At 67.7% G+C, this 19,374-nt stretch carries 11 protein-coding genes and 3 rRNA genes; 7 read left to right on the top strand and 7 right to left on the bottom strand.

The window, feature by feature from the left end:
• Nucleotides 1-28 precede the first annotated feature (28 nt).
• Entirely contained in the window at nucleotides 29-631 is a 603-nt protein-coding gene (locus MID12_RS17570; RefSeq protein ID WP_040251916.1) for a hypothetical protein, read from the bottom strand.
• Nucleotides 632-1,547: 916 nt separating this feature from the next.
• Between MID12_RS17570 and MID12_RS17565 the strand changes: the two genes are divergently transcribed.
• The 6 genes from MID12_RS17565 to MID12_RS17540 all read left to right on the top strand — a co-directional run bounded on the left by MID12_RS17565 (nucleotide 1,548) and on the right by MID12_RS17540 (nucleotide 9,403).
• Nucleotides 1,548-1,856, top strand: a complete 309-nt coding sequence (locus MID12_RS17565) for a hypothetical protein (protein WP_030363595.1) — start codon at nucleotides 1,548-1,550, stop codon at nucleotides 1,854-1,856.
• Between the two features lie 180 nt (nucleotides 1,857-2,036).
• Nucleotides 2,037-2,882 (top strand): hypothetical protein, encoded by an 846-nt coding sequence (locus tag MID12_RS17560; protein ID WP_040251912.1) that lies wholly within the window; start codon nucleotides 2,037-2,039, stop codon nucleotides 2,880-2,882.
• The gene (locus MID12_RS17555) at nucleotides 2,872-4,173 is read left to right on the top strand and encodes a hypothetical protein (RefSeq protein ID WP_263168467.1); all 1,302 of its coding nucleotides are present in this window, start codon (nucleotides 2,872-2,874) and stop codon (nucleotides 4,171-4,173) included. The genes MID12_RS17560 and MID12_RS17555 overlap by 11 nt, the downstream gene beginning before the upstream one ends.
• Complete coding sequence (locus tag MID12_RS17550) at nucleotides 4,170-5,732, top strand: SCO6880 family protein (protein WP_263168466.1); 1,563 nt, start codon at nucleotides 4,170-4,172, stop codon at nucleotides 5,730-5,732. Before MID12_RS17555 ends, MID12_RS17550 begins: the two co-directional genes overlap by 4 nt.
• A 6-nt stretch (nucleotides 5,733-5,738) precedes the next feature.
• Nucleotides 5,739-7,145, top strand: a complete 1,407-nt coding sequence (locus MID12_RS17545) for an ATP-binding protein (protein ID WP_040251905.1) — start codon at nucleotides 5,739-5,741, stop codon at nucleotides 7,143-7,145.
• A 182-nt stretch (nucleotides 7,146-7,327) separates the two neighbouring features.
• A complete protein-coding gene (locus MID12_RS17540; RefSeq protein WP_263168463.1) occupies nucleotides 7,328-9,403 on the top strand; it encodes a hypothetical protein in 2,076 nt (691 codons plus the stop codon).
• 46 nt (nucleotides 9,404-9,449) lie between these two features.
• Here MID12_RS17540 and MID12_RS17535 read toward each other — a convergent pair whose 3' ends face one another.
• From MID12_RS17535 to MID12_RS17510, 6 genes are all read right to left on the bottom strand, one after another.
• Nucleotides 9,450-10,394, bottom strand: a complete 945-nt coding sequence (locus tag MID12_RS17535; protein WP_263168461.1) for an NADP-dependent oxidoreductase — start codon at nucleotides 10,392-10,394, stop codon at nucleotides 9,450-9,452.
• Between the two features lie 337 nt (nucleotides 10,395-10,731).
• Nucleotides 10,732-11,304, bottom strand: a complete 573-nt coding sequence (locus MID12_RS17530) for a GNAT family N-acetyltransferase (RefSeq protein ID WP_263168459.1) — start codon at nucleotides 11,302-11,304, stop codon at nucleotides 10,732-10,734.
• Between the two features lie 295 nt (nucleotides 11,305-11,599).
• Nucleotides 11,600-11,716: ribosomal RNA gene (gene rrf / locus MID12_RS17525) — 5S ribosomal RNA — on the bottom strand.
• Between the two features lie 99 nt (nucleotides 11,717-11,815).
• Nucleotides 11,816-14,938: ribosomal RNA gene (locus MID12_RS17520) — 23S ribosomal RNA — on the bottom strand.
• A gap of 316 nt (nucleotides 14,939-15,254) precedes the next feature.
• Nucleotides 15,255-16,784, bottom strand: a 16S ribosomal RNA gene (locus MID12_RS17515).
• The 16S, 23S and 5S rRNA genes sit together here, the layout of an rRNA operon.
• A 567-nt stretch (nucleotides 16,785-17,351) precedes the next feature.
• Nucleotides 17,352-17,900 (bottom strand): MarR family winged helix-turn-helix transcriptional regulator, encoded by a 549-nt coding sequence (locus tag MID12_RS17510; RefSeq protein ID WP_040251898.1) that lies wholly within the window; start codon nucleotides 17,898-17,900, stop codon nucleotides 17,352-17,354.
• A 166-nt stretch (nucleotides 17,901-18,066) separates the two neighbouring features.
• Between MID12_RS17510 and MID12_RS17505 the strand changes: the two genes are divergently transcribed.
• A complete protein-coding gene (locus MID12_RS17505) occupies nucleotides 18,067-19,338 on the top strand; it encodes an MFS transporter (protein ID WP_263173217.1) in 1,272 nt (423 codons plus the stop codon).
• Nucleotides 19,339-19,374: the final 36 nt, after the last annotated feature.

Here is a 19,374-nt window from a genome sequence, read left to right as displayed (position 1 = left end):
GGTGCGGGGCCCGGGCGGCGCCTCCGGGTCAGTCCGCGGTGATGGTCTGGCCCGGGGACATCTCGACGGTCGCCTTCAGCGCGACGGTGTCGCCGTTGTTGATGATGCCGAGGCAGCTGGCGTTGGAGGCGGTCAGGTCCTGGCTGGTGCCGTCGGCGATCAGCGCGCTCTTGGTGTTGTCGAAGTAGCCGTGCACGGTGCCGGTGAAGTCGGCCGAGCAGGCGGGGCCGGACACATGGGCGTTGACACCGGCGATCTCCCCGGTGACATGGTCCGGGTTGTCGGCGCTGACACCGGTGATGTTGATGGCGTAGGGCGTGCCGTTCGTGGTGATCTCCAGGGTGAGACCCAGCGCCGAGCAGCCGTCGAAGGACAGGCTGTCGATGCTGCCGATCCCGGCGCCGTCGAGACCGGAGCCACCCTTCACCGAACCGGTGCCGTCGGCGCTGTCACAGGCGAACTCACCGGAGTCCGTGACGACGGCGGGATTGTCGGCGTGGGCGGTGACGGCGCCGCCCGGGGTGACGGTCCACGTGGCCTGGGGGGCAGCCGACGTGGAGGTGACGGCGAGGCCGAAGGCGGCGCTGCTCGCGGCAACGACGACGGCGGCCTTGCGTACAAGTTTGTGCATGGATGCGGTTCCTTCCTCAGTCGTGGCCGCGCCAGCGGGGCTGCCCGGCGCCGGTGCCGGACACCGGAACAGGGCAGGGGGCATCGACACGACACACGTAACGGAAAAGCCAGCCAGGCCCGTTGGCTGACCCGATCGAGCACTCGCCGTGACGTTACGAGCAGGTAACCAGCGGCCGCAATACTCCGCCCCGCAGAAACCGGAGCGGCGGCCGCCGTGACCCGCCTTCTTGTCGGCGAGTGAGCAAACGGGCCGTATTTCTTGTGCGCGGGTGAGCCTTTCCGGGACCGAAGACCGGGGACCGGGGACCGGGGACGGGTGAGTCTTTCCGCGGCTCGGCAGAAGCCGGCCCCAGACCCTCCCGACCTAGCCCCCGTCCCGAGCCCGCGCCACCGAACCCGCACCACCGGGACAGCCCCCGACGCCCGGATCCGCGCCGCCCGCCCCGCCTCCCGGCACCCGACCCGGCGGAATCCAGCCACGTTTCCCGCCTCGAACACCCATACCCGAAGAGTCAATCGAAGCGGGCACGTGTGTACGGATGCGCGGGCGCACGCCCCGCGCATCCACCCGCGGCACTTCCGGATACGCAGAGCAGCCGCCCTGCCCAAAGCTTTTGACGGCAGGTCAGCCCACCGACGAGGCCTCAGGCCTGCGACGAGATCCCTCCCGCCCGCTGAGGCGTCATTGCCCGGGGTCACCCGTCGTGATACACAGAGTGACCATACGATCCTTCGCAAGCCCGTTCCCGGCCCGAGCAGAGGGTCAGCGGCGGGGCAGTCGGCGGATTGGCACGAAACCCGCCATGCAATGACGCCAAAGTCGACATCAGTCGGCGGGATCGTCAGCGAGAATGAGTGTGACCTCTGCGCGCTCGCAGAGGGTACGGAACTACCCGCTAGGGGCGGTGAGTTACATGCTTATGGCAGCCGAAAAGGGCGACATCAACACGATTATCGGCGGAATCGCCCCGGACTGGGGGCCGTTCGGGAGCCTGGGCAACGAAGCCCGGGTCATGATCGAGGTCGTCATGGCCGTCGCCATCCTGCTGTGCCTCGGCATCGCGATCTGGGGCGCGGCCAAGCAGCGCATCGGCGCCACGGCGCTGCGCGACACCTTCAGCGCCGAACAGGGCAAGGGCCTGATCATCGCGGGCCTGACCGGCGTCTTCATCATCGGTTCGCTGGGCACCCTGTTCACGATCGTCTACGGCATGGCGGTTTAGCGGCGCCGACTGCCCGGCCGGGCAGCCCCGGCCGTCCCCCACCAGTTAGCCCGTCACGCCCACCGGCCGAGGTTGCGTCCCCTTGATGTCCACTATCCACAGCTCCCCAAGACGGCGTCCCACACGGCTACCGTCGTACGGAACGGCGTTTCGGCACGAGTACAAGGGGGCGGACGAGGCATGAGCCCGAGCGACGAGCACGGCTACGGCGGCGAGACGCGCGCGGACGACGGCTTCGGCGGCTCCGGACAGACCCGCACCCGGCTGCCCGATCGCGGCGGCGAACCCTACGGCGGCACCCGCCGCCGCTCCTCCTCGCGCAGCCTGGCCACGGTGATGGGCGTCGTGGTCCTCCTGATCGCCGCCATCGCCTTCGCCAACCGCGGCACCGACGACTCCTCCGGCGGGGACGACGACGGCGGCGGACCGGCCGCCGCCCCCACGGCACCCACCGGGGGCAAACCCGTCTCCGGCAAGAACGGCGCCATCCCCTCGGGCTTCGGCCACGACGCCCAGGGCGCGGAGAGCGCGGCGGCGAACTACGCGGTGGCGCTGGGCTCGGCGGAGATGTTCGACAAGGCGGGCAGACAGTCCATCGCCCAGGCCGTCTACACGCCCGAGCAGGCGGCCCGCCGCCAGGCCGACCTCGACAAGGTGTACTCGGACCCTGCCTTCCTCCGCCGTATCGGACTGGAGAAGAACGGTGCCGCGCCGGAGGGCTCGACCTTCGTCTCGCGCATCATCCCGGTGGGTACCAAGACCAAGAAGGTCTCGGCCGAGACGGCGAACGTCGAGGTCTGGTACTCCTCGCTGTTCGGTCTCTCCGGGGTCACGTCGAAGAACCCCGTCAGCGAGTCCTGGTACACGTCGACATACAAGCTGAAGTGGGTGGACAACGACTGGAAGGTCGAGGACTTCAGCCAGAAGGACGGCCCGGTTCCCGTGAACGGAGACCAGAGAGCGTCCACCGCCGATGACATGTCCAAGGCCGTCGAGCAGTACGGAGGATTCACGTATGCCCGCTAGTCGGCGCCGACGCGTCCTCTCCCTGACCGCCTCGCTCTCCGCGGTCCAGGCAGCAGTCTTCCTCTGGGCGACCCGTGCCGTGGCCGCCCCGGACCCCGACCCCGACGACGACTCCTGCGAGCTGATCCGCGGTCCCGCCAAGCGCTACTGCGAAAGCGGCAGCGGCGGAAGCAACCGCCAGCCCCCCGACGACCCCTCCGTCGAATCCCCCCTCGACCCCCTCTCCTCCCTCTCCAAGGCCTGTGCCGAGGCCGCCTCCTGGACGGTGGACAAGCTGTCCGAGGCGGTGAAGGAGACCGCGCAGGTCGACTACACCAACCCGAAGTTCCTCCAGCAGTACGCGGTGGTCTTCGCCGCCTCGACCGTGCTGACGCTGCTGCTGTGGCTGCTCGCGGTGGCGAAGCGGGCGGTGCGCGGGGTGCCGCTGACGACGGCGATCTCCGAGGCGATCGGCTTCCTCTGGCTGACGGTGCTGGCCTCCGCCTTCACCCCGCTGATCCTCTACACGGTCGTCTCCGCCACGGACAGCATCACCGACGTCCTCGCGAAGACGACGGGCAGTCAGACGGACGTCTTCTTCGGCTCGTTCTCGGGTGCCCTGAAGAAGGGAGAGGACATCGGCGGCGGCCCGATCATGCTGATCGTGGTCTCCCTGGTGTCGATCCTGGCCGCCGGGGTGCTCTGGCTGGAGCTGGTGATCCGGGCCGCGCTGCTCTACGTGGGCGCGCTCCTCGGCACCGTGGTCTACGCGGGCCTGGTGGACAAGAACCTGTGGACGCATGTGCGCCGCTGGGCCGGGATCATGATCGCGGTGATCCTGGCGAAGCCGGTGATCGTGATCGTCCTCGGGCTCGCCGGAGCGCTGTCCAGCGATGGCGGCCCCGACTCCTTCTCCGCCGTGGTCTCGGGGCTGGCGATCATCCTCCTCGCGATCTTCGCCAGTGCGATGATCTACCGCTTTGTGCCGGGCTTCGGCGACGAGATCGCCGCCGGGCGCAACAACCGCCTCACCCAGGGCGCCGAGAACCGCGCGGCGGCCGTGATCAGTTCGCCCGCCGCCCTGGTCTCCCAGGGCATCAAGGCGCACAGCAGCCGCGCCGACTCCGGCGGCGGGGGCGGTGGAAGCGACGCCCGCCCCTCGAACCCGGTCAGCGGCGGGGTGGCCGCCCACAGCAGCCGCGGCGGCGACAGCAGCGGCGCACCGCCGCCCCGTACCAGCCCGGCGAACACGCCGCATGCCGGGAACCGCAGCGCGAAGAGCGCCAACCGCTCGGGAGGTGAAGGGCGTTGACGACCGAACTGACGCACGCCTCGCATCCGGTCACGCCCCGCCGCACGTATCTGATCGGCCGCGCCCGGCCGAACGCGATCGTCGGCCGCAACCGCGAGACCGGAGAGATCGCGCTCATCATCGCCGGTGCCTTCCTGGGCATGATGTGCGGACTGCTCGTGCCCGTGCTGAGCATGCGGATCGTGCTGCTCATGGGCTTCCCGATGCTGGCCTTCGCCGCGGTCTACGTGCCGTACAAGGGCCGTACCTTCTACAAGTGGTTCGAGATCAACCGGAGTTACAAGCGGCTGCTGCGGCGGGGCACCGGGTACAAGTCGGCGAGTGTGGAGGCCGGGACCCGGATCGACGGGCGGGAGGTCGAGGTCGGGCCGCCGCCCGGGATCGGCCGGATCAGCTGGCTGGCGGCGCCCTTCGGCCCCGACGAGATCGCGGTGCTGCTGCACGCCGACCGCCGCACCGTCACCGCCGCCATCGAGATCGAGGGCCCCGGGGTCGGCCTGCGCGACTCGGAGGACCAGGAGGCGCTGGTCGACCGCTTCGGCACCCTGCTCAAGCACGTGGCCAACGGCGACGGCTTCGTCACCCGGCTCCAGATGCTCGCCCGTACGCTGCCCGCCGACCCGGACGCGCACGCCAAGGACGTCGCCCAGCGCGGGGACGACCGGTCGCCGCGCTGGCTGCAGGGTTCCTACGAGCAGTTGCAGTCGATGGTGTCGACCAGCAGCGAGCAGCACCGCGCCTACCTGGTGGCCTGCATGCACTACTCGCGGGAACTCGCCGCCGAGGCGCAGGCGATGGCGCGGGCCGCGCGCGGGCACAGCGGCCGCAAGCTGGACCGCGACGCGGGCCTCGCCGTGGTGATGGCCCGTGAACTGACCGACATCTGCTCGCGGTTGCAGGAGGCCGACATCCGGGTCCGCCAGCCGCTCGGCCAGGGCCGGCTCTCCTCGCTGGTGCACTCGATGTACGACCCCGACCACCCGATCGACCACATCCAGGCGATGACCCAGCGCAACACCTGGCCCGCCGAACTCGACGCCATGGAGCCGACCTACCTCCAGGCCAAGACCCGCGAGTCCAGCACCCGGGCGCCCTGGTGCCACGCCACGGCCTGGGTGAAGGAGTGGCCGATGACCCCGGTCGGGGTGAACTTCCTGGCGCCGCTGCTCGTACACACCCCGGATGTGATCCGCACGGTCGCCGTCACCATGGACCTGGAGCCCACCGAGATCGCCATCGAGCGGATGCTGACCGAGAAGACCAACGACGTCGCCGACGCCAGCCGCGCCGCCAAGATGAACCGCACCGTCGACCCCCGCGACATCGCCGCGCACTCCCGGCTCGACCAGCGCGGCGAGGACCTCGCGAGCGGCGCCGCGGGCGTCAACCTCGTCGGCTACATCACCGTCTCCTCGCGCAACCCCGAGGCGCTGGCCCGCGACAAGCGCACGATAAGGGCCTCGGCGGGTAAGTCGTATCTGAAGCTCGAATGGTGCGACCGCGAGCACCACCGGGCCTTCGTCAACACGCTCCCGTTCGCCACCGGCATCCGGAGGTAGGCCCACATGCGGGACCCGCTGTCGATCCTCACGGACGCCTTCACCTCCTTCCTCTTCGGAAAGGTCGAGACGACCCGCCTGCCGGTGCGCACCTCCACCGGCCAGGCCCAGGCCGTCTACCTGCCGACCGCCGCCCCCGGCCTCGGCGACTCCGGCGTGATCATCGGCCGGGAGGTGTACTCCGGCAAGGGCTATATCTACGACCCCTTCCAGCTCTACGGGCAGCAGCTCCCGGCGCCGCACTGGCTGGTGCTCGGCGAGTCCGGCAACGGCAAGTCGGCGCTGGAGAAGACGTACGTACTGCGGCAGTTGAGATTCCGCGACCGGCAGGTGGTGGTCCTCGACGCGCAGGGCGAGGACGGTGTCGGCGAGTGGAACCTGATCGCCGAGGAGCTGGGCATCACGCCGATCCGGCTCGACCCGACGGCCGCCCTGGACATGGGCATCCGGCTCAATCCGCTGGACCCCTCGATCACCTCGACCGGCCAGCTGGCGCTGCTGCGCACCATCATCGAGGTGGCGATGGGCCACGGCCTGGACGAGCGCGCCGGTTTCGCGCTCAAGGTCGCCCACGCCTACGTCAACGAGACCATCACCAGCCGCCAGCCCGTACTGACCGACATCGTCGAGCAGTTGCGGCATCCCGAGCCGGACTCGGCCGAGGCGATGAACGTCGCCCTGGAGGATGTGCGCGCCTGGGGCCTCGACGTGGCGCTGGTCATCGACCGCCTGGTCGACGGTGACCTGCGCGGCATGTTCGACGGGCCGACCACGGTCGGCATCGACCTGGACGCGCCGCTGATCGTCTTCGACCTCTCGCACATCGACCGCAACTCGATCGCGATGCCGATCCTGATGGCGATCGTCGGTGTCTGGCTGGAGCACACCTGGATCCGGCCCGACCGCAAGAAGCGCATCTTCCTGGTGGAAGAGGCCTGGCACATCATCAACTCCCCCTTCGTGGCACAGCTGTTCCAGCGGCTGCTGAAGTTCGGACGGCGGCTCGGCCTCTCCTTCGTGGCGGTGGTCCACCACCTCTCGGACGTGGTGGACGGGGCGGCCGCCAAGGAGGCGGCGGCGATCCTGAAGATGGCCTCGACCCGGACGATCTACGCGCAGAAGGCGGACGAGGCGAGAGCCACCGGCCGGGTGCTCGGGCTGCCGCGCTGGGCGGTGGAGATCATCCCGACCCTCACCCCCGGCATCGCGGTCTGGGACGTCAACGGCAATGTGCAGGTGGTCAAGCATCTGATCACCGAGACCGAACGCCCGCTGGTCTTCACCGACCGCGCGATGACCGAGGCCTCCGTACGGGAGGACTTCGAGCACGACGCGCTGCGCGCCGCCGAGATCGAGGCCGAGCAGCGGGCCGCGTACATGGAGCGGCAGATGAACGACTCCACGGTGGCGTAGGACGCGGGTGCGCGCCCCGGCACACTCCGGGGCGCGGGCGCCGCCGGGCGGACCGAGCGACCAACGGCGGTGCCGGGCCTGCGACGATGGCACCGGCACCTGAGGACGGCAAGCCGCGGCCGGGCAGGAGGGCGGCGGCCTGGAACGAGGGACGTGGCCCCAGATGACGGACGTGGCCTGAGATGCGCGACACCGGACGCGAGCCCCCGCGCCGCGGCGAGGAGAAACCGGAAGGCGGGATCCCGGACGGCCTGCTGATCGGCGTGCTGGCCTTCCTGCTCGGCCTCACCGCGCTCACCTGGACCTCCACCGGCCTCGCCGGGCTCTTCTCCAAGGGCGCCTGGCCGGACGGCGTCGGCCTCGGCGACACCCCGCAGGCGATGCGGGAGTTGATGCAGGAACCGCACGACCTGCCCGGCGCCTGGCCCGGCACGCCGAAGGAGCAGCTGACCGGATACGGCCTGTTCTGGGGCCTGTTCATCGGGCAGCTGCTCGTCCTCGTCGTGCTGACCGTCTTCGTGATGGGCACCGTGGCCCGCTGGCGCGCCGTCCGCGCCCGCAAGCGCGCGGCCCTCGCCAAGGCCCGCGCCGAGCAGGCGGCGGAGCGGGACCGCCGGTACGAGGAGCAGGCCCGTGGAGCCACCCGGGGCCGCTCCGCCAAGGACCACCCCGACGGCGGGGCCCCGCGGTCCGAGAACCCGTACGCGGCGCACAGGTCCGCCACCGCGGAGGCCACCGGCGCCGCTCATGCCCCCGGCACCCACCCGCCGGACGGCAACCGCCAACCGGGCTACGCCCAGGCGGAGTTCGCCCGCCAGCGCGCCGAACTGGAGCGGGACCGCGCCGTCTTCGAACGGGAGCGCGCCCAGGCCGAACTGGAGCGGGAGCGCGCGGAGTTCGCCCGCGCACGCGAGGCCTACGGGGCGACGGCGGGCGGGGCCGGGTCAGCAACCGGCGGTGCGACGGGCCTCCACGGTGCGGCAGGCCCCGGCGGCACGCCAGACCCCGACGGCCAGGCAAGCCCCGGAAGCACCCCCGCGCCCGGTACCACCGCGGCACCCAACTCCCGTACGCGAGACGGCTACCAGGACGGCGACGGCGGCCCCCACGGCGTCGGGGGCGGCCAACCGGAGCCCCAGGGAACGGCGTTCGCCTCCAGCGCGGCCGGCGCCGCTCCCTTCACGGCCGGTACGCCCACCCCCGAGCCCGTCCCCGGGGCGGCACCCTCCGGCGTACCCCACCCCGCCTCGGGGACCGGCGAGACCGCCGCGACCGGCGGCGGGATCGCGCAGCCCCTGGCCCCCGCCGGCTTCGCCGCCTCGCTGCCCACGCCCCACTCCCCGCTGGTCCTCGGCCCGGCCGGGACCCGGCGGCCCGCCGCGGTGCAGGCCGTGCAGGAGGCGGAGGGGCCCGCCCTGGTGGTCACCTCGGATCCCACGCTCTGGGCGGAGACCAAGGACGGGCGCGCCAAGCTCGGCCCGGTCCTGGTGTACGACCCGCTGCACCTGTGCGACACCCCGGCGCGCCTGCACTGGTCCCCCACCCGGGGCTGCGAGGACCGCGCGGTGGCGGCGGCCCGCTCGCGGGCGCTGCTCGCCCCGGTGCGGCCGACCGCCCGGGTCGACGCGCTGCTCGCGGAGACCGCGGAGACGCTGCTGCGCAGCTTCCTGCACGCGGCGGCCGTGGACGGCAGGCAGTTCAAGCATGTCCACCGGTGGGCGCAGGGCACCGGGGTGCAGGAGGCGGTACGGATCCTGCGCGCCCATCCGAAGGCGGCCTCCGGAGCCGCGGGCGAGCTGGAGGCCGCGCTCACCGCCTATCCCGAACGTCGCGACATGGCACAGGAGTTGACGTCCCGTTCGCTGGCGGCGCTGTTTTCGGTGCATATCCGCGAGGCATGCGCACACAATCGGACGGATGCCATCACGCTGGATTCCTTCGTCCACGAAGGGGGCACCCTGTATCTGGTGGGCGAGCCCATCGAGGACCCCAGAACACAGCCCGGGGCGATGCCGCTCCTGACCGCCCTGGCTTCGAGCGTGGTCGAGCACGGCCGGGGCATGGCCGCACGGTCATCTTCCGGTCGGCTCGACCCACCACTCACCCTGGTCCTCGACGACGTGGCCGCGGTCGCCCCGCTCCCCCAACTCCCCGAACTCCTCAGCAGGGGCCCGGACCAGGGCCTTCCGACGCTCGCCCTGCTCCGCTCCCGGGAACAGGGCCGCGCCCGCTGGCCGGATGCCGAACTGCCCGCCTGAGAAGGCCACTTGCCCCCCGTTCCGGGGAAGCCGAGTTCTACGGGAGTCAGGAGAAGTCGAGCACCAGCCGTCCGCGCAGGCCGCCGGACGCCAGCATGCGGTGGGCCCTGGCCGCTTCCTCGGCGGGCAGCACCTCGGCGACGCGCAGCGTCAGGGTGCCGTCCTCGGCCTGACGGCGGAGCCTGTCCAGCCGCTCCGTGTCGGTGAGGGCGTCCGCCACCATCACCGGGCTCACGCGCACGCCGCGCTCGGCCGGGCCGGTCCAGCCCCGCAGCTCGGCCAGCGCCCCGCCGTCGGCGACCGCGGGCACGACCTCGGTGGTCTGCAGGGAGCCGTCCACCAGACCGGGGACCCCGGCGGGCACCAGCGCGCGGATCCGCGCGGCGACCTCGGCACCGCGCTCGACGAGGCGGTCGGCGCCGAAGCCGCGCACCAGCTCGGTGTCGCGCGGGGCGGCGTCCGCGATCACCGTCAGCCCCTCGGCCTTGGCCAGCTCGACCGCGTAACCGCCGACGGCACCGGCCGCCCCGGTCACGGCGACGGTTCCGCCCCGGGGCACGGCCAGCGCGTCCAGGGCGAGACATGCGGTCAGGGCGTTCATGAGCAGCGTGGCGGCGGCCGGGAAGTCGGCTCCTTCCGGGGCGGGCACCACCGAGGCGGCCGGGACCACGACCTGCTCGGCATAGGCCCCGCCGTGCGGAGAGGTGAACAGCACCATGGCCACCACCCGCTGCCCGAGGGCGAGTCGGCCGTCGCTTCCGGGCCCGAGCTGGTCGATCACCCCGGCCGCGTCCATGCCGGGCACGAACGGGGGCCGGCGGTCGGGCATACGGACGGCATGACCGCCGGTACGCAGCAGGGCATCGGTCGGGTTCACCGCGGCCGCGTGCACCCGGATGCGGACCTCACCGGGCCCCGCCTGCGGTTCCGGCAGATCAAGGACCTGCAGCACTTCCGGGCCGCCGAACTGATGGACACCAAGAGCCTTCATGCCCCCGGCCAACCTGCCGCACCGCGGCCGTATTCCCGCGGACTCCCGATTCCCGCGGACTCCCGCGATGCCCGGAGACTCCCGCGATGCCCGCAAGCTCCTGGGGCGCGAGGACCGTCCCACCCATCGGCCGGGGCTCCTCGGTCCTCGCGGTCACGGCCCCGCGTCCTCGCGCGCGGCTCGCGGAAGCCTAGGCCGCAGCTCCCTACCTCTCGCCGCACCCCTCGCCGCAAGCCCGCTACCCGTACGCCCGCCCCCGACGTACCGCGGAGGAACACCCTCGCGCCGCTCGGCCGTTCAGCCTTTGAGCTGTTCAGCTGCCGAGCCGTTCAGCTGTTCAGCCGACGGACGGCCGCAGCACGTACTCCAGCTCGTTCGCCTCCGCGCCGTCCGGCTCCGGCACCGCGACCCCGGACGGTACGAAGCCGAACCTGCGGTAGAAGCCCTCGGCGCGCGCATTGCGCTCGTGGACGAGGAGGCGGACCCGCTCCACGGCCGCCACCTCGCGCGCCCACTCGACGGCCGCGCGGAACAGAGCCTCGGCCAGACCGCTGCCGCGCGCTCCGGCCCGTACGAAGACGCCGACCAGATGGGCCTGCCGGTGCACCACCGGGAGGCCGAAGGGGTCGGTGCTCCCGGCTTCCTCGATGAGCACGGTGACGGTGCCGTCCCAGCGCCCGTCGCCCGCCCGCTCGGCGACGAACTGCGCCACCTCGGTCCCCTCTGCGGCGTTACGGGCCCGGTCCTGCCAGAAGACCTCGGGCTGACCGGCCGCGTTCGCGTAGCTCTCCAGGAAGGCCAGCGGGGCGAGCGGATCGAGCAGCGCGGCGAGCCGCAGCTCGCGGACGGCAGGCCAGTCCTCGGCGCGGACCCGGCGCACACCGTGCTTGAGCTGCCTGGGAGCGTTCATCCCCCGATCCTGGGACGTCGCCCCGCCCGGCGCAAGGCAGTTATGCCCACCCGGAGCGCGGCACCGGCCCCGGCGACGAGGCCGTACGAACACGGCCCAGCGGTACCCACCGGCGCCCGGACATCCGGAGCCTCGCCGCCCAACCGCGGTCCGACACCCCGCCTGGTCCGACCGACAAACACCTGAACCCGACTCGCCCCGCTCTGGGGAATGGGAACAGGAACGGGAATTACCCCTGGAAATGAAAAAAGCCCCCGTACCGGTCTCCCGGTACAGGGGCTCTTCTCTACAATTTGTTCGGCGGCGTCCTACTCTCCCACAGGGTCCCCCCTGCAGTACCATCGGCGCTGTAAGGCTTAGCTTCCGGGTTCGGAATGTAACCGGGCGTTTCCCTCACGCTATGACCACCGAAACACTATGAAACACACAACCGAAGCCACACCACACCCACCTGGATGCGGGGCAGCGGTTGTTCGTGGTTTCAGAACCAACACAGTGGACGCGAGCAACTGAGGACAAGCCCTCGGCCTATTAGTACCGGTCAACTCCACCCCTCACAGGGCTTCCATATCCGGCCTATCAACCCAGTCGTCTACTGGGAGCCTTACCCTCTCAAAGGAGGTGGGAACACTCATCTCGAAGCAGGCTTCCCGCTTAGATGCTTTCAGCGGTTATCCCTCCCGAACGTAGCCAACCAGCCATGCCCTTGGCAGAACAACTGGCACACCAGAGGTTCGTCCGTCCCGGTCCTCTCGTACTAGGGACAGCCCTTCTCAATATTCCTACGCGCACAGCGGATAGGGACCGAACTGTCTCACGACGTTCTAAACCCAGCTCGCGTACCGCTTTAATGGGCGAACAGCCCAACCCTTGGGACCGACTCCAGCCCCAGGATGCGACGAGCCGACATCGAGGTGCCAAACCATCCCGTCGATATGGACTCTTGGGGAAGATCAGCCTGTTATCCCCGGGGTACCTTTTATCCGTTGAGCGACGGCGCTTCCACAAGCCACCGCCGGATCACTAGTCCCGACTTTCGTCCCTGCTCGACCCGTCGGTCTCACAGTCAAGCTCCCTTGTGCACTTACACTCAACACCTGATTACCAACCAGGCTGAGGGAACCTTTGGGCGCCTCCGTTACCCTTTAGGAGGCAACCGCCCCAGTTAAACTACCCATCAGACACTGTCCCTGATCCGGATCACGGACCCAGGTTAGACATCCAGCACGACCAGAGTGGTATTTCAACAACGACTCCCCCGCCACTGGCGTGACAAGTTCACAGTCTCCCACCTATCCTACACAAGCCGAACCGAACACCAATATCAAACTGTAGTAAAGGTCCCGGGGTCTTTCCGTCCTGCTGCGCGAAACGAGCATCTTTACTCGTAGTGCAATTTCACCGGGCCTATGGTTGAGACAGTCGAGAAGTCGTTACGCCATTCGTGCAGGTCGGAACTTACCCGACAAGGAATTTCGCTACCTTAGGATGGTTATAGTTACCACCGCCGTTTACTGGCGCTTAAGTTCTCAGCCTCGCCCACCCGAAAGTGAGCTAACCGGTCCCCTTAACGTTCCAGCACCGGGCAGGCGTCAGTCCGTATACATCGCCTTACGGCTTCGCACGGACCTGTGTTTTTAGTAAACAGTCGCTTCTCGCTGGTCTCTGCGGCCACCCCCAGCTCACCCAGCACGTGGGATCACCAGAAATGGCCCCCCTTCTCCCGAAGTTACGGGGGCATTTTGCCGAGTTCCTTAACCATAGTTCACCCGAACGCCTCGGTATTCTCTACCAGACCACCTGAGTCGGTTTAGGGTACGGGCCGCCATAAAACTCGCTAGAGGCTTTTCTCGACAGCATAGGATCATCCACTTCACCACAATCGGCTCGGCATCAGGTCTCACCCCTATGTACGACGGATTTACCTATCGCACGGGCTACACCCTTACCCCGGGACAACCACCGCCCGGGATGGACTACCTTCCTGCGTCACCCCATCACTCACCTACTAACCGCTTGGACCGGCGGCTCCACCACTCCCCTCAACTCCGAAGAGATCAGGGCGGCTTCACGGCCTTAGCATCACGATGCTCGATGTTTGACGCTCTACAGCGGGTACCGGAATATCAACCGGTTATCCATCGACTACGCCTGTCGGCCTCGCCTTAGGTCCCGACTTACCCTGGGCAGATCAGCTTGACCCAGGAACCCTTAGTCAATCGGCGCACACGTTTCTCACGTGTGTATCGCTACTCATGCCTGCATTCTCACTCGTGAACCATCCACCACTGCCTTCCGGCGCGGCTTCACCCGGCACACGACGCTCCCCTACCCAACCCAACACCCGTTAGGGCTATCTGCTGGATTGACACGACTTCGGCGGTACGCTTGAGCCCCGCTACATTGTCGGCGCGGAATCACTTGACCAGTGAGCTATTACGCACTCTTTCAAGGATGGCTGCTTCTAAGCCAACCTCCTGGTTGTCTCTGCGACTCCACATCCTTTCCCACTTAGCGTACGCTTAGGGGCCTTAGTCGATGCTCTGGGCTGTTTCCCTCTCGACCATGGAGCTTATCCCCCACAGTCTCACTGCCGCGCTCTCACTTACCGGCATTCGGAGTTTGGCTAAGGTCAGTAACCCGGTAGGGCCCATCGCCTATCCAGTGCTCTACCTCCGGCAAGAAACACACGACGCTGCACCTAAATGCATTTCGGGGAGAACCAGCTATCACGGAGTTTGATTGGCCTTTCACCCCTAACCACAGGTCATCCCCCAGGTTTTCAACCCTGGTGGGTTCGGTCCTCCACGAAGTCTTACCTCCGCTTCAACCTGCCCATGGCTAGATCACTCCGCTTCGGGTCTTGAGCGCGCTACTATACCGCCCTATTCGGACTCGCTTTCGCTACGGCTTCCCCACACGGGTTAACCTCGCAACACACCGCAAACTCGCAGGCTCATTCTTCAAAAGGCACGCAGTCACGAGACAAGCACAAGTGCTTGCCCGACGCTCCCACGGCTTGTAGGCACACGGTTTCAGGTACTATTTCACTCCCCTCCCGGGGTACTTTTCACCATTCCCTCACGGTACTATCCGCTATCGGTCACCAGGGAATATTTAGGCTTAGCGGGTGGTCCCGCCAGATTCACACGGGATTTCTCGGGCCCCGTGCTACTTGGGTGTTCTCCAAACGAGCCGTTGATGTTTCAGCTACGGGGGTCTTACCCTCTACGCCGGACCTTTCGCATGTCCTTCGCCTACACCAACGGTTTCTGACTCGTCGACCAACCGGCAGATTGATCAAGAAGAATCCCACAACCCCACATGCGCAACCCCTGCCGGGTCTCACACACACATGGTTTAGCCTCATCCAGTTTCGCTCGCCACTACTCCCGGAATCACGGTTGTTTTCTCTTCCTGCGGGTACTGAGATGTTTCACTTCCCCGCGTTCCCTCCACATGCCCTATGTGTTCAGGCATGGGTGACAGCCCATGACGACTGCCGGGTTTCCCCATTCGGACACCCCCGGATCACAGCTCGGTTGACAGCTCCCCGGGGCCTATCGCGGCCTCCCACGTCCTTCATCGGTTCCTGGTACCAAGGCATCCACCGTGCGCCCTTAAAAACTTGGCCACAGATGCTCGCGTCCACTGTGCAGTTCTCAAACAACGACCAACCACCCATCACCCCGGGACCACATCCCGAGTTCACTGGGGCCGGCACCGAAGACACCAGGCATACAGCCCGTGCCCTCAGACACCCAACAGCGTGCCCGACACCCCCCACCACTTCTCTCCCGTTCCACGCCGAAGCAGTACTAGGAAAACAAGCCGATGAAAAATGCCGAGTAGTCAACGTTCCACCCATGAGCAACCAGCGCGAGACGTTCGCTCGCGATCTGGCCTCTGGACTGTTCGGCAGAGCCGGACAGCCGAGAAGTGCTCCTTAGAAAGGAGGTGATCCAGCCGCACCTTCCGGTACGGCTACCTTGTTACGACTTCGTCCCAATCGCCAGTCCCACCTTCGACAGCTCCCTCCCCGCAAGGGGGTTGGGCCACCGGCTTCGGGTGTTACCGACTTTCGTGACGTGACGGGCGGTGTGTACAAGGCCCGGGAACGTATTCACCGCAGCAATGCTGATCTGCGATTACTAGCGACTCCGACTTCATGGGGTCGAGTTGCAGACCCCAATCCGAACTGAGACCGGCTTTTTGAGATTCGCTCCACCTTGCGGTATCGCAGCTCATTGTACCGGCCATTGTAGCACGTGTGCAGCCCAAGACATAAGGGGCATGATGACTTGACGTCGTCCCCACCTTCCTCCGAGTTGACCCCGGCGGTCTCCCGTGAGTCCCCAGCACCACAAGGGCCTGCTGGCAACACGGGACAAGGGTTGCGCTCGTTGCGGGACTTAACCCAACATCTCACGACACGAGCTGACGACAGCCATGCACCACCTGTACACCGACCACAAGGGGGACCCTGTCTCCAGAGTTTTCCGGTGTATGTCAAGCCTTGGTAAGGTTCTTCGCGTTGCGTCGAATTAAGCCACATGCTCCGCCGCTTGTGCGGGCCCCCGTCAATTCCTTTGAGTTTTAGCCTTGCGGCCGTACTCCCCAGGCGGGGCACTTAATGCGTTAGCTGCGGCACGGACAACGTGGAATGTTGCCCACACCTAGTGCCCACCGTTTACGGCGTGGACTACCAGGGTATCTAATCCTGTTCGCTCCCCACGCTTTCGCTCCTCAGCGTCAGTATCGGCCCAGAGATCCGCCTTCGCCACCGGTGTTCCTCCTGATATCTGCGCATTTCACCGCTACACCAGGAATTCCGATCTCCCCTACCGAACTCTAGCCTGCCCGTATCGACTGCAGACCCGGGGTTAAGCCCCGGGCTTTCACAACCGACGCGACAAGCCGCCTACGAGCTCTTTACGCCCAATAATTCCGGACAACGCTTGCGCCCTACGTATTACCGCGGCTGCTGGCACGTAGTTAGCCGGCGCTTCTTCTGCAGGTACCGTCACTCACGCTTCTTCCCTGCTGAAAGAGGTTTACAACCCGAAGGCCGTCATCCCTCACGCGGCGTCGCTGCATCAGGCTTCCGCCCATTGTGCAATATTCCCCACTGCTGCCTCCCGTAGGAGTCTGGGCCGTGTCTCAGTCCCAGTGTGGCCGGTCGCCCTCTCAGGCCGGCTACCCGTCGTCGCCTTGGTGAGCCACTACCTCACCAACAAGCTGATAGGCCGCGGGCTCATCCTGCACCGCCGGAGCTTTCCACCCACTTGGATGCCCAAGCAGGTCAATATCCGGTATTAGACCCCGTTTCCAGGGCTTGTCCCAGAGTGCAGGGCAGATTGCCCACGTGTTACTCACCCGTTCGCCACTAATCCCCCACCGAAGCGGGTTCATCGTTCGACTTGCATGTGTTAAGCACGCCGCCAGCGTTCGTCCTGAGCCAGGATCAAACTCTCCGTGAATGTGTACCGGTAATCCGGTCACACACACGAGAGCGGAACCAGAGGGAGGAATAATCCCCCCGGTCCACAGCATCCTCGCTGTGTGTTTCTTCAAAGGAACCCAAACCCAAGACAGCCACAAACGACTGCCGAGAGTCAGGGGTATCAACATATCTGGCGTTGACTTTTGGCACGCTGTTGAGTTCTCAAGGAACGGACACTTCCTTCGTACTCACCCCGACCATTCAGCTGAGGCTTTCCTCCGGGCGTTTCCCTTCGGTGTTTCCGACTCTATCAGATCCTTTCGGCTCCGATTTCCCTGTCGGCGGGATTGTCTTCCCGGCCTCGCGGCCGTTCCGACGTTTCAAACTCTAGCCCATTTCCCGGGCGGCTCCTAATCGAGCCGTAGAATTGCAATTCGGGCATGCCGAAAGAATTCCCGCAGGAAGGTCGTGCTGAGAGTTTGGGTTGCCGCTACTGCGGCGGGAGTGCTGCCGTTGCGACCTTCCGGCCCCGTGGCAACTCGAAGAACCTTACGGATCGCCCAGGGGGCTGTCAAGCGACGTCAGAGCGGGTCCAACCCCGCTGTCAGTCCAGGTCCTTGAGCCGGCCGCTCGCGTCGGGCTGGGCGTGTTCGACGCGTTTCAGCAGGCGGGTCAGGACCTCGCCCAGTGCCGTGCGGTCCTCCGAGGAGAGGTCCTGGAGCAGCTCCTCCTCGAAGACCGTGGCGAGCCGCATGGCCTCCAGCCACTTCTCGCGTCCTTCGACGGTCAGCTCGATGTTGACGCGCACGCGGTTCGACTCGTCGCGCTCCCGGGTGACGAGGCCTTCGCCGACCATCCGGTCGATGCGGTGCGTCATGGCGGCAGGGGTGAGGCCGAGCCGCTTCGCGAGTTCGCTGGGGCCCAGCTGGTAGGGCGCGCCGGAGAGGACGAGGGCCTTCAGCACCTCCCACTCGGCGTTGCTCATGCCGAGGGTCGCCGTCTGCCTCCCGTACGCGACGTTCATGCGCCGGTTGAGACGGGAGAGCGCCGAGACGATCTTCTCGACCTGGGGATCCAGGTCGTGGAACTCGCGCTGGTAGGCGGCGATCTGTGCCTCGAGGGTGCGCTCGACCTCGCTGGGGGTCTCGTCCATGGGCAGTGAGTATGACACGTAGGGACTTGGCATCGAAGTCCTTCCGTGTGTAGTGTTTAGCTTCGAACTTTAGCTTTGAAGTCTCCACTCCTGCAGCACGCGGGGTGGACGCAGCGGGGGCCATGCCTCCGACCAGTGAAAAGGGCAGGTGAAAGTGACCAGGGCGATGGGCGCGCTGCGCCGTATCCAGACAGGCAGCTTGCTGAGCGCGTTCGGCATCGGCTTCACGGTGCCGTTCCTCTACGTCTATGTGGCACAGGTGCGGGATCTCGGCGCCGGTACCGCGGGAGTCGTGCTCGGCGCCTTCGCCATGGCCGCCCTGATAGTCCTTCCCCTGACCGGACGCACCATCGACCGCCGGGGCCCGCTGCCGGTGGTCGTCCTCGCCTCACTGGTCGCCGCCCTGGGCGCACTCGGCCTCGGTTTCGCGACCACGCCGTTCGCCGCGGTGGCCGCGGCGGCGGTGCTCGGCGCCGGTACCGCGGTGATACAGCCCGCCCTGGCCACGATGATCGTGTGGTGCTCCGCCCCGGAGCGGCGGACGCGGTCCTTCGCCATGCAGTTCTTCCTGCAGAACCTCGGGCTCGGCATCGGCGGCCTGCTCGGCGGCCAGATCGTCGACGAGCACCGGCCGGGCAGCTTCACCGTGCTCTTCTCCATCGAGGCCGCGATGTTCCTGGTGCTCGCCGGGATCGCCGCCACGGTGCGGATACCGGCTTCGGCGGTCCTCGGGGAGAGCGCGCCCCGTGAGGAGCCGGGGGCCCGCGGGCTGCGCGCGCTGCTCGGGCACCGCGCGATGGTGCAGCTGTGCGTGCTGGGCTTCGTCCTCTTCTTCGCCTGCTACGGGCAGTTCGAGTCGGGGCTCTCGGCGTACGGCGTCGAAGCGGCCGGGGTCACGCCCTCGACGCTCGGCATCGCGCTGGCGGCGAACACCGCCGTGATCGTGATCGCCCAGTTCGCGGTCCTGCGGTTCGTGGAGCGGCGCCGGCGCTCCCGGGTGATCGCGGCCGTGGGGATCCTCTGGGCACTGGCCTGGGCCTTCGCGGGATACGCGGGCCTGGGGCACGGCAGCCAGGCGATGGCGACGGCGGCCTTCATCTCGACGTACGCGCTGTTCGGACTGGGCGAGGCGATGCTGGCGCCGACGGTGCCGCCGCTGGTGGCCGATCTGGCGCCGGAGGGCATGGTCGGTCAGTACAACTCGGCCTTCGCCCTGGTCAAGCAGCTGGCACTGGCGGTGGGACCGGCGGTCGGCGGCCCGATGGGCGCCTCGCTGCACGCTCCGTACATCGTCGCCTTCCTGCTGATATCCCTCGGGATCACCGCGCTCGCGATACGGCTGGGACGTCGGCTGGCACCGGTGCAGGACCGGCCCGCCTCGCTCGGCTCCCGGATCGTCGCGCAGGGCCCGGTGCGGACGGAGTCGGCGCACGCCTGAGCGGCAACGCCCCGGAGGACGCGCCGCGGCCGGGCC

The sequence above is a fragment of the Streptomyces sp. SCSIO ZS0520 genome, assembly GCF_025643355.1.
Taxonomy (GTDB): Bacteria; Actinomycetota; Actinomycetes; order Streptomycetales; family Streptomycetaceae; genus Streptomyces; species Streptomyces physcomitrii.
Note: the sequence above shows the minus strand (reverse complement) of the source record. Positions and strands in the feature narration are given on the sequence as shown.

What these genes read in the sequence shown, in the direction of transcription:
- MID12_RS17535 (WP_263168461.1), bottom strand. Translation starts at nt 10,394, where the DNA reads ATGAAGGCTCTTGGTGTCCATCAGTTCGGCGGCCCGGAAGTGCTGCAG.
- MID12_RS17545 (WP_040251905.1), top strand. Translation starts at nt 5,739, where the DNA reads ATGCGGGACCCGCTGTCGATCCTCACGGACGCCTTCACCTCCTTCCTC.
- MID12_RS17560 (WP_040251912.1), top strand. Translation starts at nt 2,037, where the DNA reads ATGAGCCCGAGCGACGAGCACGGCTACGGCGGCGAGACGCGCGCGGAC.
- MID12_RS17510 (WP_040251898.1), bottom strand. Translation starts at nt 17,900, where the DNA reads ATGGACGAGACCCCCAGCGAGGTCGAGCGCACCCTCGAGGCACAGATC.
- MID12_RS17565 (WP_030363595.1), top strand. Translation starts at nt 1,548, where the DNA reads ATGCTTATGGCAGCCGAAAAGGGCGACATCAACACGATTATCGGCGGA.
- MID12_RS17570 (WP_040251916.1), bottom strand. Translation starts at nt 631, where the DNA reads ATGCACAAACTTGTACGCAAGGCCGCCGTCGTCGTTGCCGCGAGCAGC.
- MID12_RS17530 (WP_263168459.1), bottom strand. Translation starts at nt 11,304, where the DNA reads ATGAACGCTCCCAGGCAGCTCAAGCACGGTGTGCGCCGGGTCCGCGCC.
- MID12_RS17505 (WP_263173217.1), top strand. Translation starts at nt 18,067, where the DNA reads ATGGGCGCGCTGCGCCGTATCCAGACAGGCAGCTTGCTGAGCGCGTTC.
- MID12_RS17555 (WP_263168467.1), top strand. Translation starts at nt 2,872, where the DNA reads ATGCCCGCTAGTCGGCGCCGACGCGTCCTCTCCCTGACCGCCTCGCTC.
- MID12_RS17540 (WP_263168463.1), top strand. Translation starts at nt 7,328, where the DNA reads ATGCGCGACACCGGACGCGAGCCCCCGCGCCGCGGCGAGGAGAAACCG.